This is a genomic window from Psychroflexus aestuariivivens, assembly GCF_004010055.1.
Taxonomy (GTDB): domain Bacteria; phylum Bacteroidota; class Bacteroidia; order Flavobacteriales; family Flavobacteriaceae; genus Psychroflexus; species Psychroflexus aestuariivivens.
Genome location: NZ_RQVT01000050.1, coordinates 361,998 through 385,014, shown reverse-complemented (window position 1 = coordinate 385,014; position 23,017 = coordinate 361,998). Strand labels below are relative to the sequence as shown.

General features: G+C 33.8%; 16 protein-coding genes. 9 read left to right on the top strand and 7 right to left on the bottom strand.

Going from position 1 to position 23,017, the window contains the following annotated elements:
* The first annotated feature begins 118 nt into the window (after positions 1 to 118).
* Positions 119 to 2,230, top strand: coding sequence for a peptidylprolyl isomerase (locus tag EIG86_RS10295; protein ID WP_127846089.1), 2,112 nt, complete (start codon positions 119 to 121; stop codon positions 2,228 to 2,230).
* Between the two features lie 82 nt (positions 2,231 to 2,312).
* Here the strand turns inward: EIG86_RS10295 and EIG86_RS10290 are convergent, their stop codons facing one another.
* Positions 2,313 to 3,224, bottom strand: coding sequence for a GYDIA family GHMP kinase (locus EIG86_RS10290; RefSeq protein WP_127846088.1), 912 nt, complete (start codon positions 3,222 to 3,224; stop codon positions 2,313 to 2,315).
* A complete protein-coding gene (locus tag EIG86_RS10285) occupies positions 3,224 to 4,534 on the bottom strand; it encodes a hydroxymethylglutaryl-CoA reductase, degradative (protein ID WP_127846087.1) in 1,311 nt (436 codons plus the stop codon). Before EIG86_RS10285 ends, EIG86_RS10290 begins: the two co-directional genes overlap by 1 nt.
* A 195-nt stretch (positions 4,535 to 4,729) precedes the next feature.
* Between EIG86_RS10285 and EIG86_RS10280 the strand changes: the two genes are divergently transcribed.
* From EIG86_RS10280 to EIG86_RS10270, 3 genes are read left to right on the top strand one after another with little or no spacing between them, the layout of a single operon-like run.
* Positions 4,730 to 6,916: a S9 family peptidase gene (locus EIG86_RS10280; protein ID WP_127846086.1), complete on the top strand. Its 2,187-nt coding sequence runs from the start codon at positions 4,730 to 4,732 to the stop codon at positions 6,914 to 6,916.
* 13 nt (positions 6,917 to 6,929) lie between these two features.
* Entirely contained in the window at positions 6,930 to 8,510 is a 1,581-nt protein-coding gene (locus tag EIG86_RS10275; RefSeq protein ID WP_127846085.1) for a peptide MFS transporter, read from the top strand.
* A gap of 60 nt (positions 8,511 to 8,570) precedes the next feature.
* Complete coding sequence (locus tag EIG86_RS10270) at positions 8,571 to 9,113, top strand: thioredoxin family protein (RefSeq protein WP_127846084.1); 543 nt, start codon at positions 8,571 to 8,573, stop codon at positions 9,111 to 9,113.
* Here EIG86_RS10270 and EIG86_RS10265 read toward each other — a convergent pair.
* Genes EIG86_RS10265 through EIG86_RS10250 form a run of 4 tightly spaced genes read right to left on the bottom strand, consistent with a single transcriptional unit; the run spans position 9,110 to position 14,877 of the window.
* The gene (locus EIG86_RS10265; RefSeq protein WP_127846083.1) at positions 9,110 to 11,161 is read right to left on the bottom strand and encodes a ComEC/Rec2 family competence protein; all 2,052 of its coding nucleotides are present in this window, start codon (positions 11,159 to 11,161) and stop codon (positions 9,110 to 9,112) included. The two genes, EIG86_RS10270 and EIG86_RS10265, sit on opposite strands and share 4 nt — an antisense overlap.
* 23 nt (positions 11,162 to 11,184) lie before the next feature.
* On the bottom strand, positions 11,185 to 11,685 hold the full coding sequence (locus EIG86_RS10260; RefSeq protein ID WP_240032203.1) for a C40 family peptidase: 501 nt from the start codon (positions 11,683 to 11,685) through the stop codon (positions 11,185 to 11,187).
* 1 nt (position 11,686) lies between these two features.
* On the bottom strand, positions 11,687 to 14,110 hold the full coding sequence (locus EIG86_RS10255) for a GumC family protein (RefSeq protein ID WP_127846081.1): 2,424 nt from the start codon (positions 14,108 to 14,110) through the stop codon (positions 11,687 to 11,689).
* Positions 14,111 to 14,112: 2 nt separating this feature from the next.
* Positions 14,113 to 14,877 carry a polysaccharide biosynthesis/export family protein gene (locus EIG86_RS10250; protein WP_127846080.1) on the bottom strand — a complete coding sequence of 255 codons (765 nt, stop codon included), beginning with the start codon at positions 14,875 to 14,877 and terminating at the stop codon, positions 14,113 to 14,115.
* A 194-nt stretch (positions 14,878 to 15,071) separates the two neighbouring features.
* Between EIG86_RS10250 and EIG86_RS10245 the strand changes: the two genes are divergently transcribed.
* Entirely contained in the window at positions 15,072 to 16,988 is a 1,917-nt protein-coding gene (locus EIG86_RS10245; RefSeq protein WP_127846079.1) for a polysaccharide biosynthesis protein, read from the top strand.
* A gap of 3 nt (positions 16,989 to 16,991) precedes the next feature.
* On the opposite strand, the gene EIG86_RS10240 is transcribed toward EIG86_RS10245, so the two are convergent.
* Entirely contained in the window at positions 16,992 to 17,450 is a 459-nt protein-coding gene (locus EIG86_RS10240) for a GAF domain-containing protein (protein WP_127846078.1), read from the bottom strand.
* Between the two features lie 134 nt (positions 17,451 to 17,584).
* On the opposite strand from EIG86_RS10240, the gene xrtF reads away from it, so the two are divergent.
* The 4 genes from xrtF (at position 17,585) to EIG86_RS10220 (ending at position 23,016) form a co-directional block, all read left to right on the top strand.
* Positions 17,585 to 18,142 carry an exosortase family protein XrtF gene (xrtF, locus tag EIG86_RS10235; protein ID WP_127846077.1) on the top strand — a complete coding sequence of 186 codons (558 nt, stop codon included), beginning with the start codon at positions 17,585 to 17,587 and terminating at the stop codon, positions 18,140 to 18,142.
* Positions 18,135 to 18,575, top strand: coding sequence for an exosortase F system-associated membrane protein (locus EIG86_RS10230; RefSeq protein ID WP_127846076.1), 441 nt, complete (start codon positions 18,135 to 18,137; stop codon positions 18,573 to 18,575). Before xrtF ends, EIG86_RS10230 begins: the two co-directional genes overlap by 8 nt.
* A 24-nt stretch (positions 18,576 to 18,599) precedes the next feature.
* The gene (locus EIG86_RS10225; protein ID WP_127846075.1) at positions 18,600 to 19,025 is read left to right on the top strand and encodes an HYC_CC_PP family protein; all 426 of its coding nucleotides are present in this window, start codon (positions 18,600 to 18,602) and stop codon (positions 19,023 to 19,025) included.
* 79 nt (positions 19,026 to 19,104) lie between these two features.
* Positions 19,105 to 23,016: an efflux RND transporter permease subunit gene (locus tag EIG86_RS10220; protein WP_127846074.1), complete on the top strand. Its 3,912-nt coding sequence runs from the start codon at positions 19,105 to 19,107 to the stop codon at positions 23,014 to 23,016.
* Position 23,017 lies beyond the last annotated feature (1 nt).

Here is a 23,017-nt window from a genome sequence, read left to right as displayed (position 1 = left end):
AATTTTCAGTAAACTTAGCACTACAAAATCAGTCGTTAAAAATATTTTAAAGTCCAAGGTTTAATATATGGTGTAATTATCTTATTTTCGCCCCCTAGATTTTATAAAATACCCAAAAATGGCAATACTTAGTAAAATTAGAGAACGTACAGTTTTTCTTATTGTAATCATCGCCCTAGCATTATTTGCTTTTGTGCTTACAGATTTATTCAAAAATGGTGGCTTCACTTCAGACAAAACCACAAACACTATTGGTGTGGTTGGAGATGAAGAAATTACCAGAGAGGAATTTGCAGCACAAGTTGAAAATATCGTTCAGCAAAACAGAGGACGTGTCACAACCATGCAAGCCGCTAAACAAGCCTGGGACGGTAAACTTAGGCAAATGTTGCTTAAGCAGGAATATGATAAACTCGGTCTTGAAGTTGGCGCAGAGCAAATTACAGATGCCATGGCAGACCAATTGGCTGGCGATCCTAGATTTTCCGATGAAAATGGATTTTTTAGCGAAGCAAAATTGAAACAATTCATCGCTGAAGCTAAAGTTACAAATCCACAACAATATCAACAATGGATCAATTTTGAACAAAATATGGAAGTTATGGCTAAATCCCAGCTTTACTTCAATATGATAAAAGCTGGAATTAGTGCAACTTTACTTGAAGGAGAGCAAATCTACCACCAAGAAAACGATAATTTATCTTTTGAATTTGTTCGTGTAGGATTTGACCAAGTGGATGATGTTGAAATCTCTAAATCAGATATAAATCAATACATCAGCCAACACAAGGACAGATTCAAACAAGAAGAAAAAAGAGATCTTGAATACGTGTATTTTGAAGAAGAGCCATCTGAAGAAGATGAAATGAGAGTTGAAGCTTCAATTTCAAATCTTCTTAAAGACACAGAAAGTGAAGAGTTTGAAGGCAAAACTAACTTCAAAACAACAGATAATGTTGAAGAATTTGTTGCTATTCATTCAGAAACACCTTACAAAGATCAATATGTCTTCGAATACAACATGAAAGGTGAATTCGATCAAGACATTTTGAAACTTGACGTTAATGACGTTTACGGTCCGTACAAAGAAAATGAGCAGTTGAAAATAACTAAGCTTCTAGAAAGAACAAAAAAACCTGACTCGGTCAAAACTAGTCATATTTTAATCACTTACGACGGAACGAGAATAGATCCAGAAGTGACCAGAACAAAAGAGGAAGCAGAAAAACTTGCAGACAGCATTTTGAATGTTGTAAAAGGAAATTCAGATAAATTCGCTGAAATTGCTGAAGAAATGTCTTCCGACAAGCAAAGCGCAACCAAAGGCGGTGATTTAGGTTGGATCAATTACGGTGCTTTGGTCCCAGAATTTAATGATTACGTTTTTGAAGAAGGTAAAGTTAATGATTACGGCTTAGTAGAAACCGATTATGGATTTCACGTTGTTTTCATCGAAGATAGAACAGAACCAAAAGATGCTGTTAAAATTGCTACAGTTACAAAATCTATAGAACCTTCTGAAAAAACTTTGAATAATTTATACAGAGAAGCCAGCAAATTCGAACTTTCTGCTAAAGATGAAGGTTTCACTGAAACCGCTGAAACTGCAGACAAAGAAATAAAGCCAGTCCGCGGCATCAACAAGCTAGACGAAAGCATTCCAGGCATTGGTCGCCAAAGACAAATCGTAAGATGGGCGTTCGAAGAAGAAACTAAAGTCGGAGATATTAAAAGTTTCGAAATTGATAATGGCTATGTAGTTGCTAGAATAACTAACAAAATAGCGGAAGGCGTCCAGACTGCCGAAGAAGCATCTTCTAAAGTAACGCCTATTTTGAAAAATGAAAAACGTGCTGAGAAAATTATAGGTAGAATTGGAGATAAGAATCTTGATGAAGTCGCTACAGAATTTGGTGTTTCAAAACAAACAGCAGCAGCTGTAAATATGAGCAACCCAACAATTCCTGGTGGCGGAAGAGAACCAAAAGTTGTCGGAGCAGCTTTTGCATTAGAAGTAGGTGAACAATCTAATCCTATTGAAGGCAACAAAGGCGTTTACATTTTGAAACTTACTGAGAAAAATAAAGCCCCAGAATTACCTTCATACAGAGGTGTTGCTAAAGAAGAAACAAAAACACGAACTCAATCACTCAATAGCAGAAATAGCAATGTTATAGATGCTTTGAAAGAAAGCAGAGAAATTGAAGATAATCGCCATTTGATTTACTAAAAATCAAATTTAGAATACTAAAAAAGCCTTTTGAAGTTTATTCAAAAGGCTTTTTTATTGGTCTTTAATGAAAAGTAATAAATTACAGAACCATAGTTTCGTAATCCAAAATTGTTGAAAAACCTTTATTTCTGAAATATTCTTCAGGATTATGTTCTGAAACTGCCATTAAAAAATCGCCGCCCCAAGCGCCTAGACTTTTTACCACACCAGAAAAATCTGAAAAAAGTCGTTGTTGAACAGTTTCAATTTGAAGAACCTCTGACAATAAAGATTCGTGTTTCAATACTAAATTTTGAAATCTGGAAACTTCTTGACAAATTGAAATTTCATTTGTAATTGAATTTACTTTTGAAATAAAATCCGACACATTTCCAAGTTTCAGTCGTCGATAATTCTGAATAGCCTCGCGACTATTTTGTTTTTGATTCAAGTGAACGAAATAAATATATGGTTTAAGAATTTCTGGAAATTCAACATTTTGAACAAACGCAATTTTATTTTTCAATTGAAAAGTCAATGCTGAATTACTTCCTGCACACGCAATATCATAACCGCTTCCACCAAAAGTTTTGGCGAGCAATTCATAAGGATTCACAGCTGCCCAATCAGCTAAATTATTTATCAGAGTTGATGATGTTCCCAAACCCCAATTTTTAGGAAATTCAAGTTTGGTTCTAAAATCATATTGTTTTGAAAACAACTTTGGTTTCATTTCTGCTAAAACAGAAAAAATCTGAAAAAGTCGAGATTCAAATTCGTTTTTAGGAGTTTGATTTGAATTCAAAACAAGATTCAAATCGAATTCAGAAGAGAACCAAATTTTTTCATGCTCATCAAAACTTGTCCAAGTAGAGAAATTTCCAGGTTTTGGTTGAACTGTGAAATCTTGTCCAAACTTACAAGGCAGAGCCAAAGCTTTAGCTCCATCCAAAACCAAATATTCACTGGTGATTAGTAATTTGCCGTGACTATAAAACCGCTGTTTAGGCATTAACTTCGAATTTTTTCAAGAAGGTTGATAACTTCAGAATGACTAACTGTATGAGTTTTAAAATATTCTACAGCTTCAGAACGTTCATCTGCGTTGGCTTCAAATTGGTTCAGAATATTCATTAAGTGCATTTTCATGTGTCCTTTTTGAATACCGGTCGTGACCAAAGAATTAACTGCAGCAAAGTTTTGCGCTAAACCAGCAACGGCTACAAAACGCATCAAATCTTTAGCAGAAGGTTTCCCAAGCATGGCAAGTGATAATTTCACCAAAGGATGCAAACTCGTCAAACCACCAATTGTGCCAAGAGCCAAAGGAAGTTCAATCCAAAATTTGAATTCACCGTTTTCAACTTTCACATCGGTCAGACTGCGATATTGACCGCTTCTAGCAGCATAAGCATGAACGCCAGCTTCTACGGCTCGGAAATCGTTTCCTGTCGCTAAAACGACTGCATCCACACCATTCATAATGCCTTTGTTGTGCGTTACAGCACGATAAGGTTCTAACTTAGCAATTTCTATAGCTTGGATAAATTTGTCGACAAATTTTTTAGAGTCGGCTTCATTGTCTCCAAGTTGAGTCACTGGACAAGAAACTTCTGCCCGCACCAAACATTCTGGCACATAGTTGGATAAAATACACATGATGACTTCTGGAAATTTACCGTCAACTTTAAATTTTTCAAAATTTTGAGCTTCAGATTCCAAAGTTTTACCAAACTGCTCCAAACAAGAATTGATAAAATTAGCACCCATGGCATCTTTGGTTTCAAAAGTGCAGTGCAATTGGTAATAGTTTTCCAAAGATTTAGATTTGTCAACCAATTCTATATCTAAAATTCCGCCACCCCGCTTTTCCATATTTTTGGTCAGTGACTTAGCATCTTGAAAAAATTTATTTTTGTTATTCTGAAAAAAATCTTCTAAATGTTGACTATTGCCTGAAAAACTGAAATGAACATGACCAACTTTAGTTGTGCTCAAAACTTCAGTTTTGAAACCACCGCGCTCTTCCCAAAATTTAGCGGCTTTGCTTGCAGCTGCAATGACCGAACTTTCTTCTATTGCCATAGGAATGACATGAAATTTGCCATCAATTTTGAAATTTGGAGCCACGCCAAGCGGTAAATAGTAATTGGAAATGGTGTTTTCTGTAAACTCATCATGGAGTTTTTGAAGCTTGTCATCAGCATTCCAATATTGTTTGATAATTTCGATTGCTTGTGGATGATCAGATAAATAATTCTCTGCAATCCAGCTTATTTTTTCATTTTTGGTCAACTTGGAAAATCCTGAAATCTTTGCCATTATTTAATTTTAAAAATCAAGTTACAAAGATACAATTCGAAAAAAATTCGCTCTAAAGTTCTAGATGTATTTAGAAAATTTATAAGAGTAATTGATAATCATGAAAAAGCCAAAAAATCTTATTTTCAGTTTTAATACAAATGTTAACCGAAATTTAATGTTTTTTTAGTAAAATTGAACTTCAAAAATAAGTTCATGAAAAATCGAAAGAAATTACAGCTTTTTTTTACATTTTTATTAATTAACGCAGGGCTTTTAACCGCTCAGAATAAGCAATTTACCTTAGAAGAAATCTGGAGCGGCGAGTTTCGGCAAGAGCAAATGCAGAATTTGCAATCTTTGAAAAATGGTGAATCATATATCGTTCAAGATTATGATAGAAGTAAGCAAGAAATGCGTGTTGATATTTTCAGCTATGAAACTGGAAATAAAACGGGCACGCTAATCAATAGCTCAAATATTGATGAGCTTCGTTTTTTTGAAACTTTTGAACTGAGTGCAGACGAATCCAAAGCTATTTTAGGTGTTGATATTGAATCTATTTATAGACGTTCTACTCGTGGAATTTATTTTGTTTATGATTTGAATAGTAAAAAATTGATTCAAATTGATTCAGAAAAGATTCAGTCGCCACAGTTTTCTCCACAAGGCAATCAAGTGGCTTTTGTAAAAAACAATAATATTTTCGTGAAAGATTTAGACGAAAATTCAACTTTGCAAGTCACTTTTGACGGTAAAAAAAATAAAATCATCAATGGTTTGACAGATTGGGTTTATGAAGAAGAATTCGCTTTTGTTAGGGCTTTTGAATGGAGCTTAGAAGGAGACAAACTTGCTTTTTTGAGGTTTGATGAAAGAAAAGTTCCTGAATTTTCTATGGATGTTTATGGAACTTATGGTAATGATTTGTATCCAGAACAAGATGTTTTTAAATACCCAAAAGCTGGTGAAATGAATGCAGAAGTTTCACTTCATTTGTATGATTTCAAAAATAAATCGACTTCAGACATAGATTTGGGAGATTATGAGTATATCCCAAGATTGAAATGGACTTCCAGAAATAATCTTTTAAGTGTACAAACGACAAACCGACTCCAAAACAGGTTGAAATTGCATTTTGTCAATACAGAAAACAACAAAGCAAAACTGGTTTTAGAAGATGTAGACGAAGCTTATGTGGATGTAACTGATGATTTGACATTTTTGAATAACAACAGTTTTATTTGGACAAGTGAAAAAGATGGCTGGAAACACATTTACCATTATGATGAAAATGGAGAACTCATTCATCAAGTGACGGACGGGAATTGGGAAGTCACCAATTATTACGGTTTTGATGACCAGTCTGGAAGGATTTATTTCCAAAGCACAGAAAACGGAAGCGTAAATCGCGATGTGTATTCAATTTTGGCAAATGGAAAAAACAAAATTAGGTTGACTTCAAAAACAGGAACAAATCGCGCTGATTTCAGTGCAGATTTTACCTATTTTGTGAATACTTACAGCAGCGTTAACACGCCAAATATTTACACACTTCACAAAGCCAAGAATGGAAAATTGGTTAGAAAAATAAAAGACAATTCAGCTTTATCAGAGAAATTAGAAAAATACGAAACTTCTGATAAAGAATTATCTACGATAGAGGTCAATGGAAATTCACTAAATATGTGGATGTTTAAACCTACAGATTTTGATCCAGAAAAATCTTACCCTATGTTGATGTTTCAATATTCTGGTCCAGGATCGCAATCTGTCTCTAATAGCTTTTTTAGCATTAATGATTATTGGTACCAAATGCTTGCGCAACAAGGCTATATTGTAGCTTGTGTTGATGGTAGAGGAACTGGTTTTAAAGGCAGAGATTTCAAAAAAGTGACTCAAAAAGAGTTAGGAAAATACGAGCTTGAAGATCAAATTTCAGCAGCAAAATTACTTGGCGAAAGAGATTATGTAGATGCTGACAGAATCGGAATTTGGGGCTGGAGTTTTGGTGGTTATATGGCTTCCAATGCTATTTTCCAAGCCAATGATGTTTTCAAAACTGCAATTGCCGTTGCACCGGTAACAAGCTGGCGTTTTTACGATACTATTTATACTGAACGTTACATGACGACGCCTCAAGAAAATCCAAGTGGTTATGATGAAAACTCACCAATTACTCACGTAGACGAGTTTGATAAAGGCAATTATTTACTTGTTCATGGAAGTGCGGATGACAATGTTCATGTGCAAAATACCATGCAATTGATAGAAGCTTTGGTACAAGCTAACAAACAGTTTGACTGGCGAATTTATCCAGACAAAAACCACGGTATTTACGGCGGAAATACCAGACTTCATTTGTACACATTAATGACAAATTTTATTCAAGAGAAATTATAAAAAAAAGGGATTTATGGAATTTAAATTTGGTGGTTCTGAACTGAACCAAAAAACAGTTTTAGGACAGCCTTCAGGTCTTTTTGTTCTATTTTTTACGGAAATGTGGGAGCGCTTTTCATATTATGGAATGCGTGCGCTATTAGTGCTTTTCCTTACAGCTTCAATACTAGATGAAGGTTGGGCTTGGCCTAGAGATGAAGCATTACTCTTGTATGGTTTCTATACAGGCTTAGTTTATATTACACCGATTCTAGGTGGGTTAATTGCTGATAAGGTCACGGGTTACAGGAAGGCTGTTGTTTGGGGTGCACTTATTATGACTCTAGGTCATGCTTCTATGGCTTTAGAGGGTTTTACAGATTCATTTTTTTATCTTGGTTTATTATTTTTAGTAATTGGAAACGGGTTATTCAAACCAAATATTTCTTCTATTGTAGGTAAGCTTTATAAAGATGAGGGCAAGAAAAAAGATGCGGGTTACACAATTTTCTATATGGGAATTAATGCTGGTGCTTTTTTAGGAATTTTAATGTGTGGATATTTGGGTGAAAAAATTGGATGGCACTGGGGTTTTGGTTTAGCTGGTGTATTCATGTTTTTTGGTATGCTTCAGTTTTATTTTGCACAATCAATATTTGGAAATATTGGCTTGAAACCAGACAAAGATGATAATTTTATAGATTCTACTGCGATTGAGGGTGAAACTGAAGAAATTAGAACTGAAAATAAAAAAACTTCAGATAAAGTTAAAAGACAAAGACTTATTGTTATTGCAATTTTAGCATTTTTCTCAATATTCTTTTGGTGGGCCTTTGAGCAGGCTGGTGGCTCAATGACAATTTTTGCGGGTGATTATACAGATCGTGTTTTGTCCGATGATACTGCTATAATATTCAAAGTTATTAATGCTCTAATTACAGTAATTCCCATGCTTGTAATTAGTTGGGTTTTGATTATGTTATTTCGACAAACTTTTGGAAAACACCCTCTTTCAAATATATTTTTAGCAACAAGTTTTATTATTATTTGGGGTGTTGTAATTTGGATGTTAAACAGGGAGTTTACTAATGATGTGGCAGAAGTTCCTGCCAGTTGGTTTACAATACTAAACTCGCTATTTATAATTATTTTTGCGCCATTATTTTCTAAAATTTGGGAAAGCCGATTAAACCCTTCTGGACCTGTAAAATTTGCTATAGGATTAGTGCTTTTAGGTGGTGGTTTTGCTTTCCTTGCTTATGGTTCATTCGGTATTCCTCAGGGTGCAAAAACAGCTTCTGTAAGTATGATTTGGTTGATTTTGGCTTATTTATTTCATACTTTAGGTGAACTTTGTGTTTCACCTGTAGGTTTATCTTATGTTAGTAAGCTTTCCCCTGCAAAACTTGTTGGTTTGATGTTTGGTGTATGGTTTTTTGCAAATTTCTTAGCAAATTTACTTGCTGGTGTTACAGGAAGTTACATAGATTATATTACAGAAAATTATTCTATGGGAACTTTCTTTTTAATTTTCACTGTAGTTCCTATTGGCGCAGGCATATTTATGCTTTTAATAAGCCGGATATTGGTGAGAATGATGCATGGCATCAGGTAAGAAACAATTATTAATTGAATTTAGCGTTATTTAACTAACGCTAAATATTATTACCATATTATGAGGCTAAACATTTTATTGATTATATTTTTATTGCTAAACATTTCTATAAATGCCCAAATAGAATGGATGTCGATGAATGAAGCTTTAGATGCCCAAGAAAAAAAGCCGAAAAAGATATTTGTCGATGTCTATACAGAATGGTGCGGACCTTGTAAAATGATGGACAAAAACACTTTCACCAACGATGATGTTGTAGAATATATCAACAAACATTTTTATGCGGTTAAGTTCAATGCTGAAGGCACTGAGAAAGTTCAATACAAGGATTTCAACTATACAAACCCGAATTATGACCCGAAACGAAAAGGCAGGCGAAATTCCCAACATTTTTTTGCTAACGCTTTGAAAGTTTCGGGATATCCTACGGTTGTTTTCTTTGATGAAAAGTCTGATGTTATTTCTCCTGTAGTTGGCTATAAAACGCCAGAACAGTTAGAAATATACCTAAAGATGATTGCTACAGATAAGTATAAAAAAATCAAAAGCGCGGAAGATTGGAAGAGATATCAGAAAAGTTTTGAAAGCACTTTTGAAGACTAATCTGATGCACATTTTAGGATGAAAGCGCCATCTTCCCAAGTGGAATGGAAATCTATACCAGCATTTTTTGTTGTTGATTTCCAGCGTTCAACATAGGTTTTGTAGTTACTTCCATCTGCAATAATCATTTTGGGTTGCAAATCTGAAATCACAAGATCAAGGTTGATTTTTGGTGAATTTTTCAACAGCAGATAATCTGGTTTGAATTCATCCAATTCATAAACTGCTAGACTATCAATTATGTAGAGATATTCATTGTTTTTCAGTACAAATACGTTTTGAAATCTTTCGTTTTTTATAGTATTGATGTTTTTCAAAGTAGAATAATTTTGAATAGCATAATCACTAGAAACATCTAGAGAGTCATCATGAAATACGGTCAAATGATCACCATTTTTGAAACCGATAAGTGATTTTTTATATTTATTAAAAATCACCCATTCCACTGTTGAGTTAACTTTTTTATGTTCAAAATAAATCACTGAGAACATAACAATTAAAGCCACACTTATCACAGCATAACTAAGCTTCCGATGAAATTTACTCCAAAACAAAACGGCAAATAGAAGCACTAAACTAGAAATTAGCATATTTTGGGTAAATAGAATTTCAGTAAAAATAAAATCCTCTTTCATTGCAATCCAATGAATAAAGCTTAATAACAAGTCAAGCAAATATGCATAAGTATCTACTATAAATTCGGGAAGAAAATCGACTAAACTCAACGCTATAATCAAAACGCCACCACCGAGTAAAACACCTAAAAATGGAATAATGACGAGATTAGTTAACATAAATAGCCCTGGAAATTGGTGAAAATAAAATAAGCTTAGCGGTAAAACTCCAATTTGGGCAGTTATTGTAACCGTAAGGATTCCCCAAAGCATCCGATCTAAATAAAATCGTGGTGTATAAATTTTGTAAAGCCGCGGCTGGAGCAAAACTATAGCAAAAACTGCCATATAACTCAACTGAAATCCAACTTGGAAAATGTCAAAAGGATTGATGGACAGCAATAAAATGAGCGACAAGGCTAGTGTATTAATCGCACTTGTTTTGCGATGAAAATTGATTGCAACCGTCAAAAAAGAAAACATTACCGCCGCTCTGACAACTGAAGGTGAAAACCCAGCAATGGCAGCAAAAAACCAAATTCCTATCAGTACAGTAAATGTTCTGATGATTCGACCTTTCGGGATGAAAAGCAACGGATAAGTAAGCCATTGTAGAATAATCAGAATGATACCAACATGAAGTCCAGAAACTGCCAAAATATGAACGACACCGGCTTTGGCAAAATCATCATAAGTTTGCTCAGAGATATCTTGTTTCTGTCCTAAAATAAGAGCCTGAATAATTCCTAGTTGAGCTTGGCTAAACTGCGTTTGGTCGAGCTTCAACTGAATTTTGTTCCTCATTTTTTCTCCAATTGCCAAAATACTAAAACCTTTTGAAGGTAAAACTTCAAGTTGTTTGTGGTCAACATTAACAGCGGATAACATGCCTTGACGAGACATGTAAGTTTTGTAATTGAATTGTTGTGGATTCTTTGGGTTAGTAAAACTTTTGAACTGCCCATAACCAAGAATTCTTTGGTTAGATTTCAACGTTTTAGTAGAGTCAAGATTTACTTGCATGAGAGTTTTACCTTGTACAGATTTTCCATCAACTTTACTAAGGGTCAATTCATATTTATCGTAGTATTTACTGCTTTTTAATGCTTTGTGAATTTCACCTTCGAAAAGAAGTGGTTTGGAAAAAAGTGAATCTCCTAAATGAATATAATGTTGTGGTTGGTTCTTAGGTAAGTGAATTTTAGTATTTAAAAACCCTAAGTTCATTATACAAAATAAAGCCAATAAACTTGGAATTAATTTCAATTTTGGGAAACGTCTGGCAAGTAAAAATGAAGCTAAAAAGAGTAAAGAGGCACCTATAAAAACAAAAATATAGGTTGATAAGTCAGAATTCCCCAAGTAGAAACCGAGACTTGTGCCAACAAGAAAAAATAGGCAAATCTGAAGTATGGGTAGATTGGCAAACCTCAATTTTGTAAGTATTTAGGATGAAATTAATTTAAAACTCTTCTGCTTTTCACATAGTTTTTTTCCCAATATGGATTTTTAATTGATGAAATCATAACGCCTCTTGTGCTACTAGAATGTATAAATTCTATCTGATCTCCATATTTTTTGACCACCAACCCGACATGATTAATTTTTCGGTGATTTTTGGAGGTTCTAAAAAAAACTAAATCACCGACTTCAACATTTTTCAATTTCAAAGACTTGCCAAAATTAGACATGTCACTAGATGTCCTTGGCAATTCTAAACCAAATTGTAAAAAAGAAATCTGAACCAAACCAGAACAATCCATGCCTCTTGAGGTAGTACCACCATATTTATAAGGTGTTCCTAAAAAGGATTTGGAATAATTTACAATTTCTATTGCTTTAAGTTTTAAATTGTTATTTCCAGAAGCGTTCAGGTTTTTTTTTGAACCGCATGAGGACAACATAAATGCGAAAAGCAAAAATGATAATAAACTATATTTTATTCTAAAGCATTTCAAATTACCAGAATTTCCAAAACTTCTTTTTCTTAGGCTTATCTCCATAAGCGTAACCATAGCCATAGGCATAACCATAAGTGTAACCGTACTTGTAGGCGCTAATTCCAGTTTCAGGCAAACCATTCATGACCAGTCCAACATTCACCAATTTCTTATCTTGATAATATTCGTTGATGTGTGGCAATAATCTTATATCGGTATAACCAGCTCTGGTTAAATATAGTGTGATATCGGCAAATTTAGAAATCAAAATCGTGTCGGTGACCAAAATTGTAGGCGCAGTATCTATAACAATATAATCGTACTTTTCTTTAGCTGCGCTAATCATTTCTTCGTATCGGTCACTCATCAGGAGTTCAGCAGGGTTAGGCGGAATTTCACCTGAAAGAACAATATCTATATTTGAATTTTTAATTTGCTGCTCTAAAATTAAATCATCAAATTCTACAGAATGATCATACAAAAAGTTGGTCACTCCAGTGTGATTTTTACCAATATTTAGGTAATTATGCAATTGTGGATTCCTTAAATCACAACCCATCAGTAATACTTTTTTGTTTGTTGAAGCTAAAGTACTCGCTAAATTGACTGAAACAAAGGTTTTACCTTCTGCTTTTGTGGTTGAGGTTACCATGATTATTTGGCCATCATCAGATTTTCCATGACCGCTTTTCTTTAGGTTGAGATAGTTCAAATTGGTTCTTAAAATCCTAAAAGCTTCAGCTACTGGTGAGCGTTCGTTAGTTTGAATAATTGGATCTTCATCCTTTTTTCGCATAGGTATTTCTGCCACAATAGGGATATTTGGCAAATAAGACTTAATTTGATCTTTAGATTTTAATTTAGTATCTAACAAAAAGGCTAAAAATAAAATTCCAAATGGAATTAAAAAACCTATAATTCCACCAGCTAATAAAATGACTTTAGACTTTGGACTTACTGGTGATCCTGAAGTGTAAGCGAAATCTACTACTTTAATAACAGGCGCAGTAATAGCGTTGGATAATGCTGCTTCTTCTCGCTTCTGAAGTAAGAATAAATATAATTTTTCTTTAATTGCTTGCTGACGCTGTATAACCCTAAACTGTTTTTCTTGTTCTGGTAATTCCTCGAAGTTTTCTTCGAAAGTTTCTTCTCTAGTTTGGATATCATCTAAAGCAATATTTAAACTCTTGATGTAACCATCTATGGTATTGAGTATATTGTCTCGCAACTGTTTAAGGATTCTATTGGCTTCAATAATTAGCGGGTTGTCTTTAGTTGAAGACACCAAAAGTTTCTGTCTTTCAATAATTTTTTCATTGTAAGATTCTGTAAAAGCATTGATATTTGAATTGTCAATTCCAATATCTGCTGGTAATAGTCCGTATTCATCTTGATTGAGAATAACTTCCTTAAAGCTTTTTGTAAGCGCAATTTGGGTCAAAACTTCATAGCGTCTCAATTCTGCTTCACTACTTTTTGTTATAATTTCTCCCGCACTTGTTTCAATAGTAAGTAATTCATTACCTTTTTTGAAATCCACCAAACCACTTTCAACAGTATCTAGCTCCTCAACTAAATAGCCTAGCCTTTCTATAACAAATTCCTCCGTACGTTTTGCAACTAAGCGTTTATCAGCCACACCATCCTCATTGAATTCACTGACTAAAGCATCTAGTACATCCTGGTTTTTTTGTGGATTTTGACCATTCATTGAAATGTCAAGAATTTCGCTACCTTCTCCTAAAATCTCTATTTTAAATTTTTGCGATAAACTGGCTGCTGCGCTTTCTTTATTTTTTCGAGTAAAACTAAATGTGGAATTTATAATTGAATTCAGGTTTTTATCAAAACTAGGGTTAAAATTAATCACGAATTTATTACCTTCTACTTCTAAGGTATCACCAGGATTGAAACGATCTCTAAAGCCAGTTTCAGGATTGCTAAGCTCGTATTTTGTTAAACTTGTGAATTTCACATCATAGCTACCAGACTTATCTCTAAAGTCTTTTCCATTTGACCATTCTACCACAAAAGGAACTTCATCTTTCCAAATTTCCGAAACTTTCAGATTGCCAGATTTATAATACGAAGTTTCCAAATTTAAAGTATCTACGACCTTTTTGGCTATTCTTCTAGACTTTATAACTTCTATTTCATTCTGAAGGTTAATCTTATTCCAGTCGAAAAGTGGCGCACTACCTTGAAGTCCAGACAAATCCAACCCGCCTTCATCTTTCAAAATTTTAATCTGAGTCGCTGTTTTATAAACACTTGTAGTGTATCTTAAATATAGAAAAGCAAGACTCAAACAAATAAAAACAGAGATAGCAAACCAAGGCCAGTATTTCAGATATTGAAAAATGATTTGTTTAACATCGCCTTCACTTTTCAATTCTTCCTGGGCAGAAGTAGATAAATTTGAATTATAGTTTTCGGACATAATTATCTAGAGATTAGGACGATTAGAGATGACAGAATTGAAATTACAGAAATGACTGTACCAACATTACTAATAAATCCAGCAGAAGCAACTCTTGGATTGTTAGGTTCTACATAAATCAGATCATTAGGTTTAATGTAAAAAAACTCGGTATTCATCCAATCAGATTGAGTCATGTCTATGCGTTTCACTATGCGTTCTCCTGCAACTTGTCTTATGATAAGAATATTCTCGCGTTTACCTCTAATGCTCAAACCTCCAGCCATACCTAAGGCTTGGGGCAAAGTTAGATTTTCTTCTGTAGTTTCGTAAGTTCCAGGTTTTTCTACTTCACCTTCAAAAGTAAATTTAAAATTAATTATTCTCACTCGAACAGTTGGGTCTTGGACAAACTGCTTTAATTTCTTTTCTAAAAGTTGTTGCACCTCTTGTGTATTTTTTCCTTGAACTTCGATAAGTCCAAGTTGAGGAAAATTGATTTCGCCATCACTATTTACCAAATAACCCATTAATTTCATAAGTTCAACATTTCTGGGTTGTTGTTGGTTAGAACCACCAGTATCAAATTTATAAGGCATTACGCTTTCTGGATTTAGTGCTGCGACTTCAATATTCAAAATATCATTGACTTGAATTTTGGGGTGTGAACTAATTTCTGCTAAAGGCTCCAAGTTTTGATCATCAATATCTTGATAATAAATAACTTCCTTCCGAGTAGCACAACTTAGAATTAAAAAAGGAACAATAAGAATAAATAATTTTTTCATGTTTTTTAAGCTAGCAAAATAGTTACAAATAACACGTTTTTTTTTTAAACTCAAAACTGTACTGTTGACTAAAATAGGAAATATTCTATAATTAACTTTTTTATGCTTAAATTTATTGTGTAATCATATTAATGATTAAATTTGTTTTGGAAAAATTTAACTAATCGTTCTAAGATTTTATCTATCTAAAAATTATGAGTTTCCTAAATTTAATAAAACAGAAACCTGTCAATTTACTTAAAGGACTTGTCAAAAATTACGTCCCCAGAAGCATAATTTTCTCTATAGACACGTTAATAGTTTTTGTAGCCGCCCAGTCTACTTTTTTTCTTATTTCAACTATTTCTGAGCCTGAGCCTGACTACCTAAACCTTAAACTTAACTTCTGGATTATTTTTGGTATTCAGATTCTCATTTTTTTAATTCTGAAATCTTATGCAGGAATTGTAAGATATACTGGTTTTAGAGATGCAATTAAACAATTGCAAACTACAATTTTGGCAGTTGTCTCTATTTTAGTTGTTAATCAAATTTATTTTCAAACTTTAGGCGAAAAGTTGATTATTAATGCAGGAGCTGTTGTTTACGGGTTTATTGCATTTTCAATGTTATTCTTTTTCAGAGTTCTCGTCAAACGCATATATCAACTTATTCATTCAAACTCTACTTCATCGCGGGCTTTGATTCTAGGAACCAGTCTTACAGATGTTGCGGTTGCTGAAAGTATTATTGCTGATACTCAAAAAAAGTTTAATGTTGTAGGATTTATCAATGAATCTGGAAAACTGAAACGTACTAGAATCTTAACCCTGCCAATTGTTACCATTGAACAGCTTCAGCACAAAAAAATAAGAGGCGCGACTTGCATTATAATTTCCAGCCAAAAATTAAGAGAACTTTCTACCAATGAACCCGAATTTTTAAATAAGTTATTAGAGCTCAATTTCAAAATTTTCAAACTTCCAGAACTCCAGGATTGGGATGGCGAAAGTATTTCTGCTGAAATCAAAAAAGTGAATTTAGAAGATTTACTTCAAAGAACACCTATAAAACTTCAAAAAGATAAATTAAGCGCTATTTACAAAGACAAAACCATTTTGGTTACTGGTGCTGCTGGCTCTATTGGTAGTGATATTGTGAAGCAATTGATTCCATTCAAACCTAGAAAAATATTGATGCTGGATCAAGCTGAAACTCCACTTCATACAATGAGTCTTTGTATGGATAAAGAGTTTCCAACTATTAATTATGAAAAAATAATTGCAAATGTTCGTAATAAAAAACGCATTGAGTTAATTTTCAATGAACATCAACCTGAGATAGTTTTTCATGGTGCTGCCTACAAACACGTACCAATGATGGAAGCTAATCCAATTGAAGCTTTGGATGTGAACTTTATTGGCACCAAAAACCTGGTTGATCTTTCTGTAGAAAACAATGTTGATCGTTTTGTGTTTGTCTCTACCGATAAAGCCGTAAATCCCACAAATATTATGGGAGCTTCAAAACGTGGAGCAGAAATTTACGTTCAGTCATTAGCCAGGCTAAAAACTACGAAGACCAGATTTATTACAACTAGATTTGGTAATGTATTAGGTTCAAATGGATCTGTAATTCCGCATTTCAAAAAACAAATTGAAGAACTCGGTCCAGTTACTGTAACTCACCCAGATATTACTCGATTCTTTATGACCATAGATGAAGCTTGCCAACTGGTTTTAGAAGCTGGAGCAATGGGCAACGGTGGTGAAATTTACGTTTTTGATATGGGTAAACCAGTCAAAATTATTGATTTGGCAAAACAAATGATTCGCTTATCTGGTTTTGTTCCAGATGAAGATATCAAAATTGTTTACACAGGTTTAAGACCAGGCGAAAAGCTTTATGAAGAGCTACTAGCGGACAAAGAAAATACCCAACCAACTCATCACCAAAAAATACTGATTGCTAAAGCTAGTTTTGCCTTTGATAAAGGCAAACTGATTCTTTTAGAAAATCTTGTCAATCAAATTTCAAATAATAATGAAATCAAATCTATTGAAGTTCTGAAAAAATTAGTACCAGAATTCATCCCTTTGACCGAACAGCAACGTCAAAAAAATGCCATGTAATTATTACTTCAAAATTTCACTCACCTGTTGATTGACCCAAGTCAAAAATTCTTCATCAGTTTTTGAAAAAGCATTTTTTGTATGCGAATCAATATCAATTTGACCAATATTTTCACCATTCAGAAATAGTGGAATCACAACTTCTGATTTCACATGAATGTTGCAAGCGATATAATTATCTTGCGCACTGACATCTTCAACTACAAAATTTTGATTTGATTCTGCAACCTGACCACAAATCCCTTTTCCAAAAGGAATGATCGTGTGATCCGTAGGTTCACCGGCAAAAGCTCTTAAAATCAATTCGCGCTTATCGCCGTTTTTGAAATAAAACCCAACCCAATCATAATGATCCTCATTTTGCTCCAGCAAAGTACACACTTCTGTCAATCTATGATTTACATCGAGTTGCTCTTGATTCAATATTTTTTCTATTTCAGGTTTCAACTGTTCTAAAGCCATAACTATTTTTTTGACAAAAGTATTTAATATTTAAAGGTCGTTGATAATCAAATTTCTATAAATTTGTTAAAAGTTACCTTAGATTTTATACGGAACACAAAGTTGAAATCATTTAAAATTTTAAATCTGGTTTAGTGGAAATAATTAGAAAAAACAAAGCAGTTATCAAATTTCTAGTCACCTTCTTTGGCGTCTATTTAGTGTTGAGTTTACTTTATAATTTGTATCTGAATTATGGAACTTCAGAAAAATATTATCCAGAATTAATCACTCATATCGTAGCCCTGCAAAGTGAAAACCTTATTTCTGCTTTCGGATATGAAACTAAAATTATTCCGAGCAATTACGATGCATCCATGAGAATTGGATTGAATGGAGAATATCTTGTTAGAATTGTGGAAGGTTGTAATGCTGTGAGCGTTATCATTTTATTTTTATCTTTTATTCTGGCGTTTCGAAGAGATTTCAAAACAACAGCACTCTATATTTTTGGCGGCATTGTTATAATTTATGCATTGAATATTCTTAGAATTGCTCTGCTTACCATTGGCATTTATGAAATTCCTGAACACGAATCTTTTATGCATGGCACACTATTCCCTGCTTTTATTTACGGTGTGGTTTTCTTGCTCTGGTTTTTATGGATTAGGAATTTCAACAAAAAGGAAAATAAAGCTGCAGACGATGAATAAATACCTGAAATTAACCTTGATTTTTTTGTTGTTTGTTGGATTAGCTATCATCCGCTTTTTCGAAGATGAAATATTTAATGATCCTTTAATTGATTTTTACCATTCAACTTATAAATTTTCAGAAGCTCCATCATTTGATCTTTGGCAGTTGATTATGACGACCAGTTTTAGGTTTCTTTTGAATACCATTATTTCATTACTAATTATCTGGATTGCTTTTCCAAGTAAAAAAACATTGAAATTTTCGCTGCTAATTTATGGTTTGGCTTATTTGATTTTAATTTTGCTTTTTAGTTATTCTATCGAAAATATGACTTCAGAAGACTACTTCACCATTTTTTATATCAGGCGTTTTCTCATTCAACCCTTATTCGTACTTGTTTTATTGCCAGCCTTTTATTATCAAAAATATGTCGCCAAAGACAATTCTTGACAAAAATTGCTTAAATTTGCAATTGTGAAGACGCATTTATTCAAAATATCGTCCATCTTTTTAGCATTTTTGGTGCTTTTTTCAACTATGTCATTTACCATAGATGCGCATTATTGTGGCAACATTTTGGTAGACAAAGCCATCATGAAAAAAGCAGAAACTTGTGCCATGCATAAGTCAAAAAGTGCTAAAAGTCACGAAAATTCTCATCAAAAAAACAAAGCCGATAACTGTTGTGATAACGAAACTGAAACCATTGAAGGTCAAGATGAACTTCAGTTTTCTAAAGCCGAATTCAGCTTTGAAATGCCAAACGCAGTCTTCGCTTTCAGTTTTATTTATTTGTTCGGTTTTGCAGAATTCCAGACTGAATATGACGAATTAAAATTTTACGACCCGCCTGAATTTTCACCAGATTTAAATATTCAACACCAAGTTTTTATCATTTGATATTTTAAAACAATTCATTTTTCTCTCAGAGACTTAGTTTTTGAGGATTTTATTAATGTTTTTGTTTTAAACACATCTTATGTTAAATACAGTTATCAAATTTTTTCTTAATCAACGCCTGTTAAGTTTTATTCTACTTTCAGGTATTATTATTGGCGGACTTATTGTTTCTCCATTCGATTGGCAAAATAATGCTTTGCCAAAAAATCCTATTCCTGTAGATGCGATTCCAAACACTGGCGCAAATCAGCAAATTGTTTTTACAGAATGGCCTGGTCGTTCGCCACAAGATATCGATGACCAAATCACCTATCCGCTCACGACCTATTTATTAGGTTTACCTGGTGTAGAATCTGTGAGGAGCAATTCTATGTTTGGCTTTTCTAGTATTTATATCATTTTCGAAGAAGATATAGAATTTTATTGGTCTCGCTCTCGTATTCTTGAAAAACTCAGTTCCATTCCCAAAGGACTTCTGCCTGCTGAAGCTAAACCTACTTTAGGACCAGATGCCACTGCATTGGGTCAAGTTTTTTGGTACACATTGGAACCGAGAGACGAAAATAACGAACCTACTGGCGGTTGGAATTTAGATAAAATAAGAAGTGTCCAAGATTTCTATGTAAAGTACGGATTAAGCAGTGCTAAAGGCATTTCTGAAATAGCATCAATCGGTGGATTCGTCAAAGAATATCAAATTGATGTAAATCCAGAAGCATTGAAATCTTACGGTATTTCTTTGATGCAAGTCGCTAAAGCAGTAAAAGAAAGCAATCGAGATGTAGGTGCTAAAACCTTGGAAATTAATCAAGTTGAATATATTGTCAGAGGATTGGGATATTTAGAAAATCTGCAAGATTTTGAAAATATTGTAGTAGAAGAAAACCAAAATGTCCCGATTTACCTGAAAGATGTTGCACGAATTAAAACTGGCCCAAGTCAGAGGCGCGGAGTTCTAGATCGTGCCGGAGCAGATGTTGTTGGCGGTGTTGTCGTCGCTAGAGATGGTTTCAACCCTATGGAAGCTATCAATAATATAAAGGATAAAATTGAAGAAATTTCTCCTGGCTTACCGAGCAAAACTTTGTCAGATGGAACCGAGAGTCAGCTAAAAATTGTTCCTTTTTATGACCGTTCAGAATTGATTAATGAAACCATAGGAACTCTGGAAGAAGCCATCAGTTTACAGCTTATCATAGCTTTGCTTGTGGTAATTATAATTGTGTTCAACATTAGGGCTTCAATTGTAATTTCAGCAGTTTTGCCAATTTCAGTATTGTTGGTTTTTATCGCCATGAAATTTTTCAACATTCAGGCGAATATTGTAGCATTATCAGGAATTGCCATTGCAATTGGAACTATGATTGACTTGGCTGTAATTCTTTCAGAAAACGTCCTAAAGAAGTTTGAAAAATCTCCAGAAAATTCACTTTTCAAAAATATCTATAACGGTTCAGCTGAAGTAAGTTCGGCAATTTTGACGGCAGTACTTACAACGGTTATTAGTTTCATGCCAGTTTTTGCATTGGAAGCCGCCGAAGGAAAACTATTTATTCCTTTAGCTTACACCAAAACATTTGCACTTGTCGCAGCATTTTTAGTTACAGTGCTGATACTCCCAAGTTTGATTTATGTCTTTTTCAGAATAAAAATCAATAAAGCCAAAACTTCATATTTCCTTAATGTTTTGCTTGCTGTTATTGGCTTTTGGACTATTTTTTATGAATTTTGGTTAGGCTTTTTTATATTAGTTTATAGTTTAACTTACTTCTTATCTTATCAAACTCGTATTAAAAAATTTCAGTTCAAAAATCTTCATTTTTACGTATTAGTTTTAGGAATTTTAATTTTACTCAACAAGTTTTGGCTGCCTTTAGGACCTCAACAGCATTTCTTATCCAATCTAGTCTTCGTAGGTGTTTTAGTCGGTGTTATTCTAGGATTCTATCTTTTATTAGAAAAATACTACGCCCAAATTTTAAAAATATTTTTGAATAATGTCAAAACATTTTTGGTCATTCCATCAATATTTATCCTTTTAGGAATCACTATATGGTTAGGATTTTCCAAAACATTTCATTGGTCCAAAGCAATCTCTAATAGTCTTGGTTTTTCTATAGAAAATACTAGGCTTTGGAATACTATGGATGAAAATTTCCCTGGTATTGGCAAAGAATTTATGCCAAGTTTGGACGAAGGAAGTTTCATTTTGATGCCTACCAGCATGACACATTCTGGAATTGAATTCAACAAAGAAAAACTTCAACAAATGGATATTTTGGTCAAGCAAATACCAGAAGTTGAAGTTGTTGTAGGGAAATTAGGTCGAGTAGAATCTGCAATTGACCCCGCGCCAATTTCTATGTTCGAAAACCTTATAACATATAAGTCAGAATTTATTTTGAATGCTGAAGGTCAACAACAAGCTTTTGAAGTTGATGAGAGTGGACTTTTCAAAGTGAAAGGTTTAAAAATTCAGGATAATCAAATTGAAATAACCAAAAGCTCTGAAGATATAATTTGGTTCGATAATCAAACTTTTGCATTTCAAAATAATTCTAACCAAGTGTTTCCAGATCAAATTCAAAATGAAATTTTATATGAAATTGAAAATGATTTCGAGCCTTTTTTAATCAAAAATGAAAATGGAAATTACTTTAGAAACTGGCGTCAACACATAGAATCTCCAGACGATATCTGGAATGAAATTGCAAAAGTCACAAAAATTCCTGGTATAACTTCTGCGCCAAAACTTCAGCCTATAGAAACACGACAAATCATGCTTCAAACTGGCATGCGCGCGCCAATGGGTATCAAAGTTTCTGGCCCAGACCTAGAAACTATAGAAGGTTTTGGGAAAAAGTTGGAAGATATTTTGAAACAAGTTCCTAGCGTAAAAAGTCAAGCGGTTTTTGCCGATCGAGTGGTGGCAAAACCTTATTTACACCTAAATCTGAATCGAAAAAATATGGCGAGATATGGCTTGAATGTCAATGATGTTCAAAGTTATATTTCCACGGCAATAGGTGGAGAAAGTTTAACTCAAACTGTGGAAGGTCGTGAGCGTTACCCTGTACGAGTTCGCTATCCTCGAGAATTGAGAAACACGCCAAATGCAATTGAAAATATGTTGATTTCAACTTCTTCTGGAACACAAATTCCTTTAGGAGAAATTGTAGATATTGAATATCATCGAGGACCACAAATGATAAAAAGAGAAAATACATTTTTAAACTCATACGTTCTTTTTGATCGTGCCGAGGGTGTAGCAGAAGTTACTGCTGTGGAGGCTGCCAGAGACGCTATTTCTTCTGAAATTGAAAAAAAAGATTTGAAAGTCCCTAGCGGAGTAAGTTACAGATTTGCTGGAAGTTTCGAAAATCAAGTCCGTTCAGAAAAACGCTTATCCATGATTATACCAGTTGTTATGGTAGTTATTTTCTTGATTTTATATTTTCAATTCAAGTCTGTTAGTGTAAGCTTTATGGTGTTTTCTTCCATTGCCTTGGCATTTAGCGGTGGTTTTATCATGATTTGGTTTTATGGCCAAGATTGGTTCATGAATTTCAGTTGGTTTGGCGACAACTTTCGGGATATTTTTCAATTGAAAACCATCAATTTGAGTGTTGCCGTTTGGGTTGGTTTTATTGCTCTATTCGGCATTGCTACCGACGACGCCGTTCTGATGGCGACTTATTTAAAACAATCATTAAAGAAAAATCCTACCCAAACAAAATCCGAGCTCTACGAAGCAGTTATGGACGGAGGACTCAAAAGAATTCGACCAGCAGTTATGACTTCAGTTACAACAATTATCGCACTCTTACCCGTGTTGTCTTCAACAGGAAAAGGCTCTGACATCATGGTGCCTATGGCAATTCCTGCTTTTGGCGGAATGCTGATGGCGAGTTTGACTTATTTTTTATTACCGGTATTATTTTACCTTGTATTTGGACAAAAATTGAAAAATAATTCTGAATTAAAATATTAAA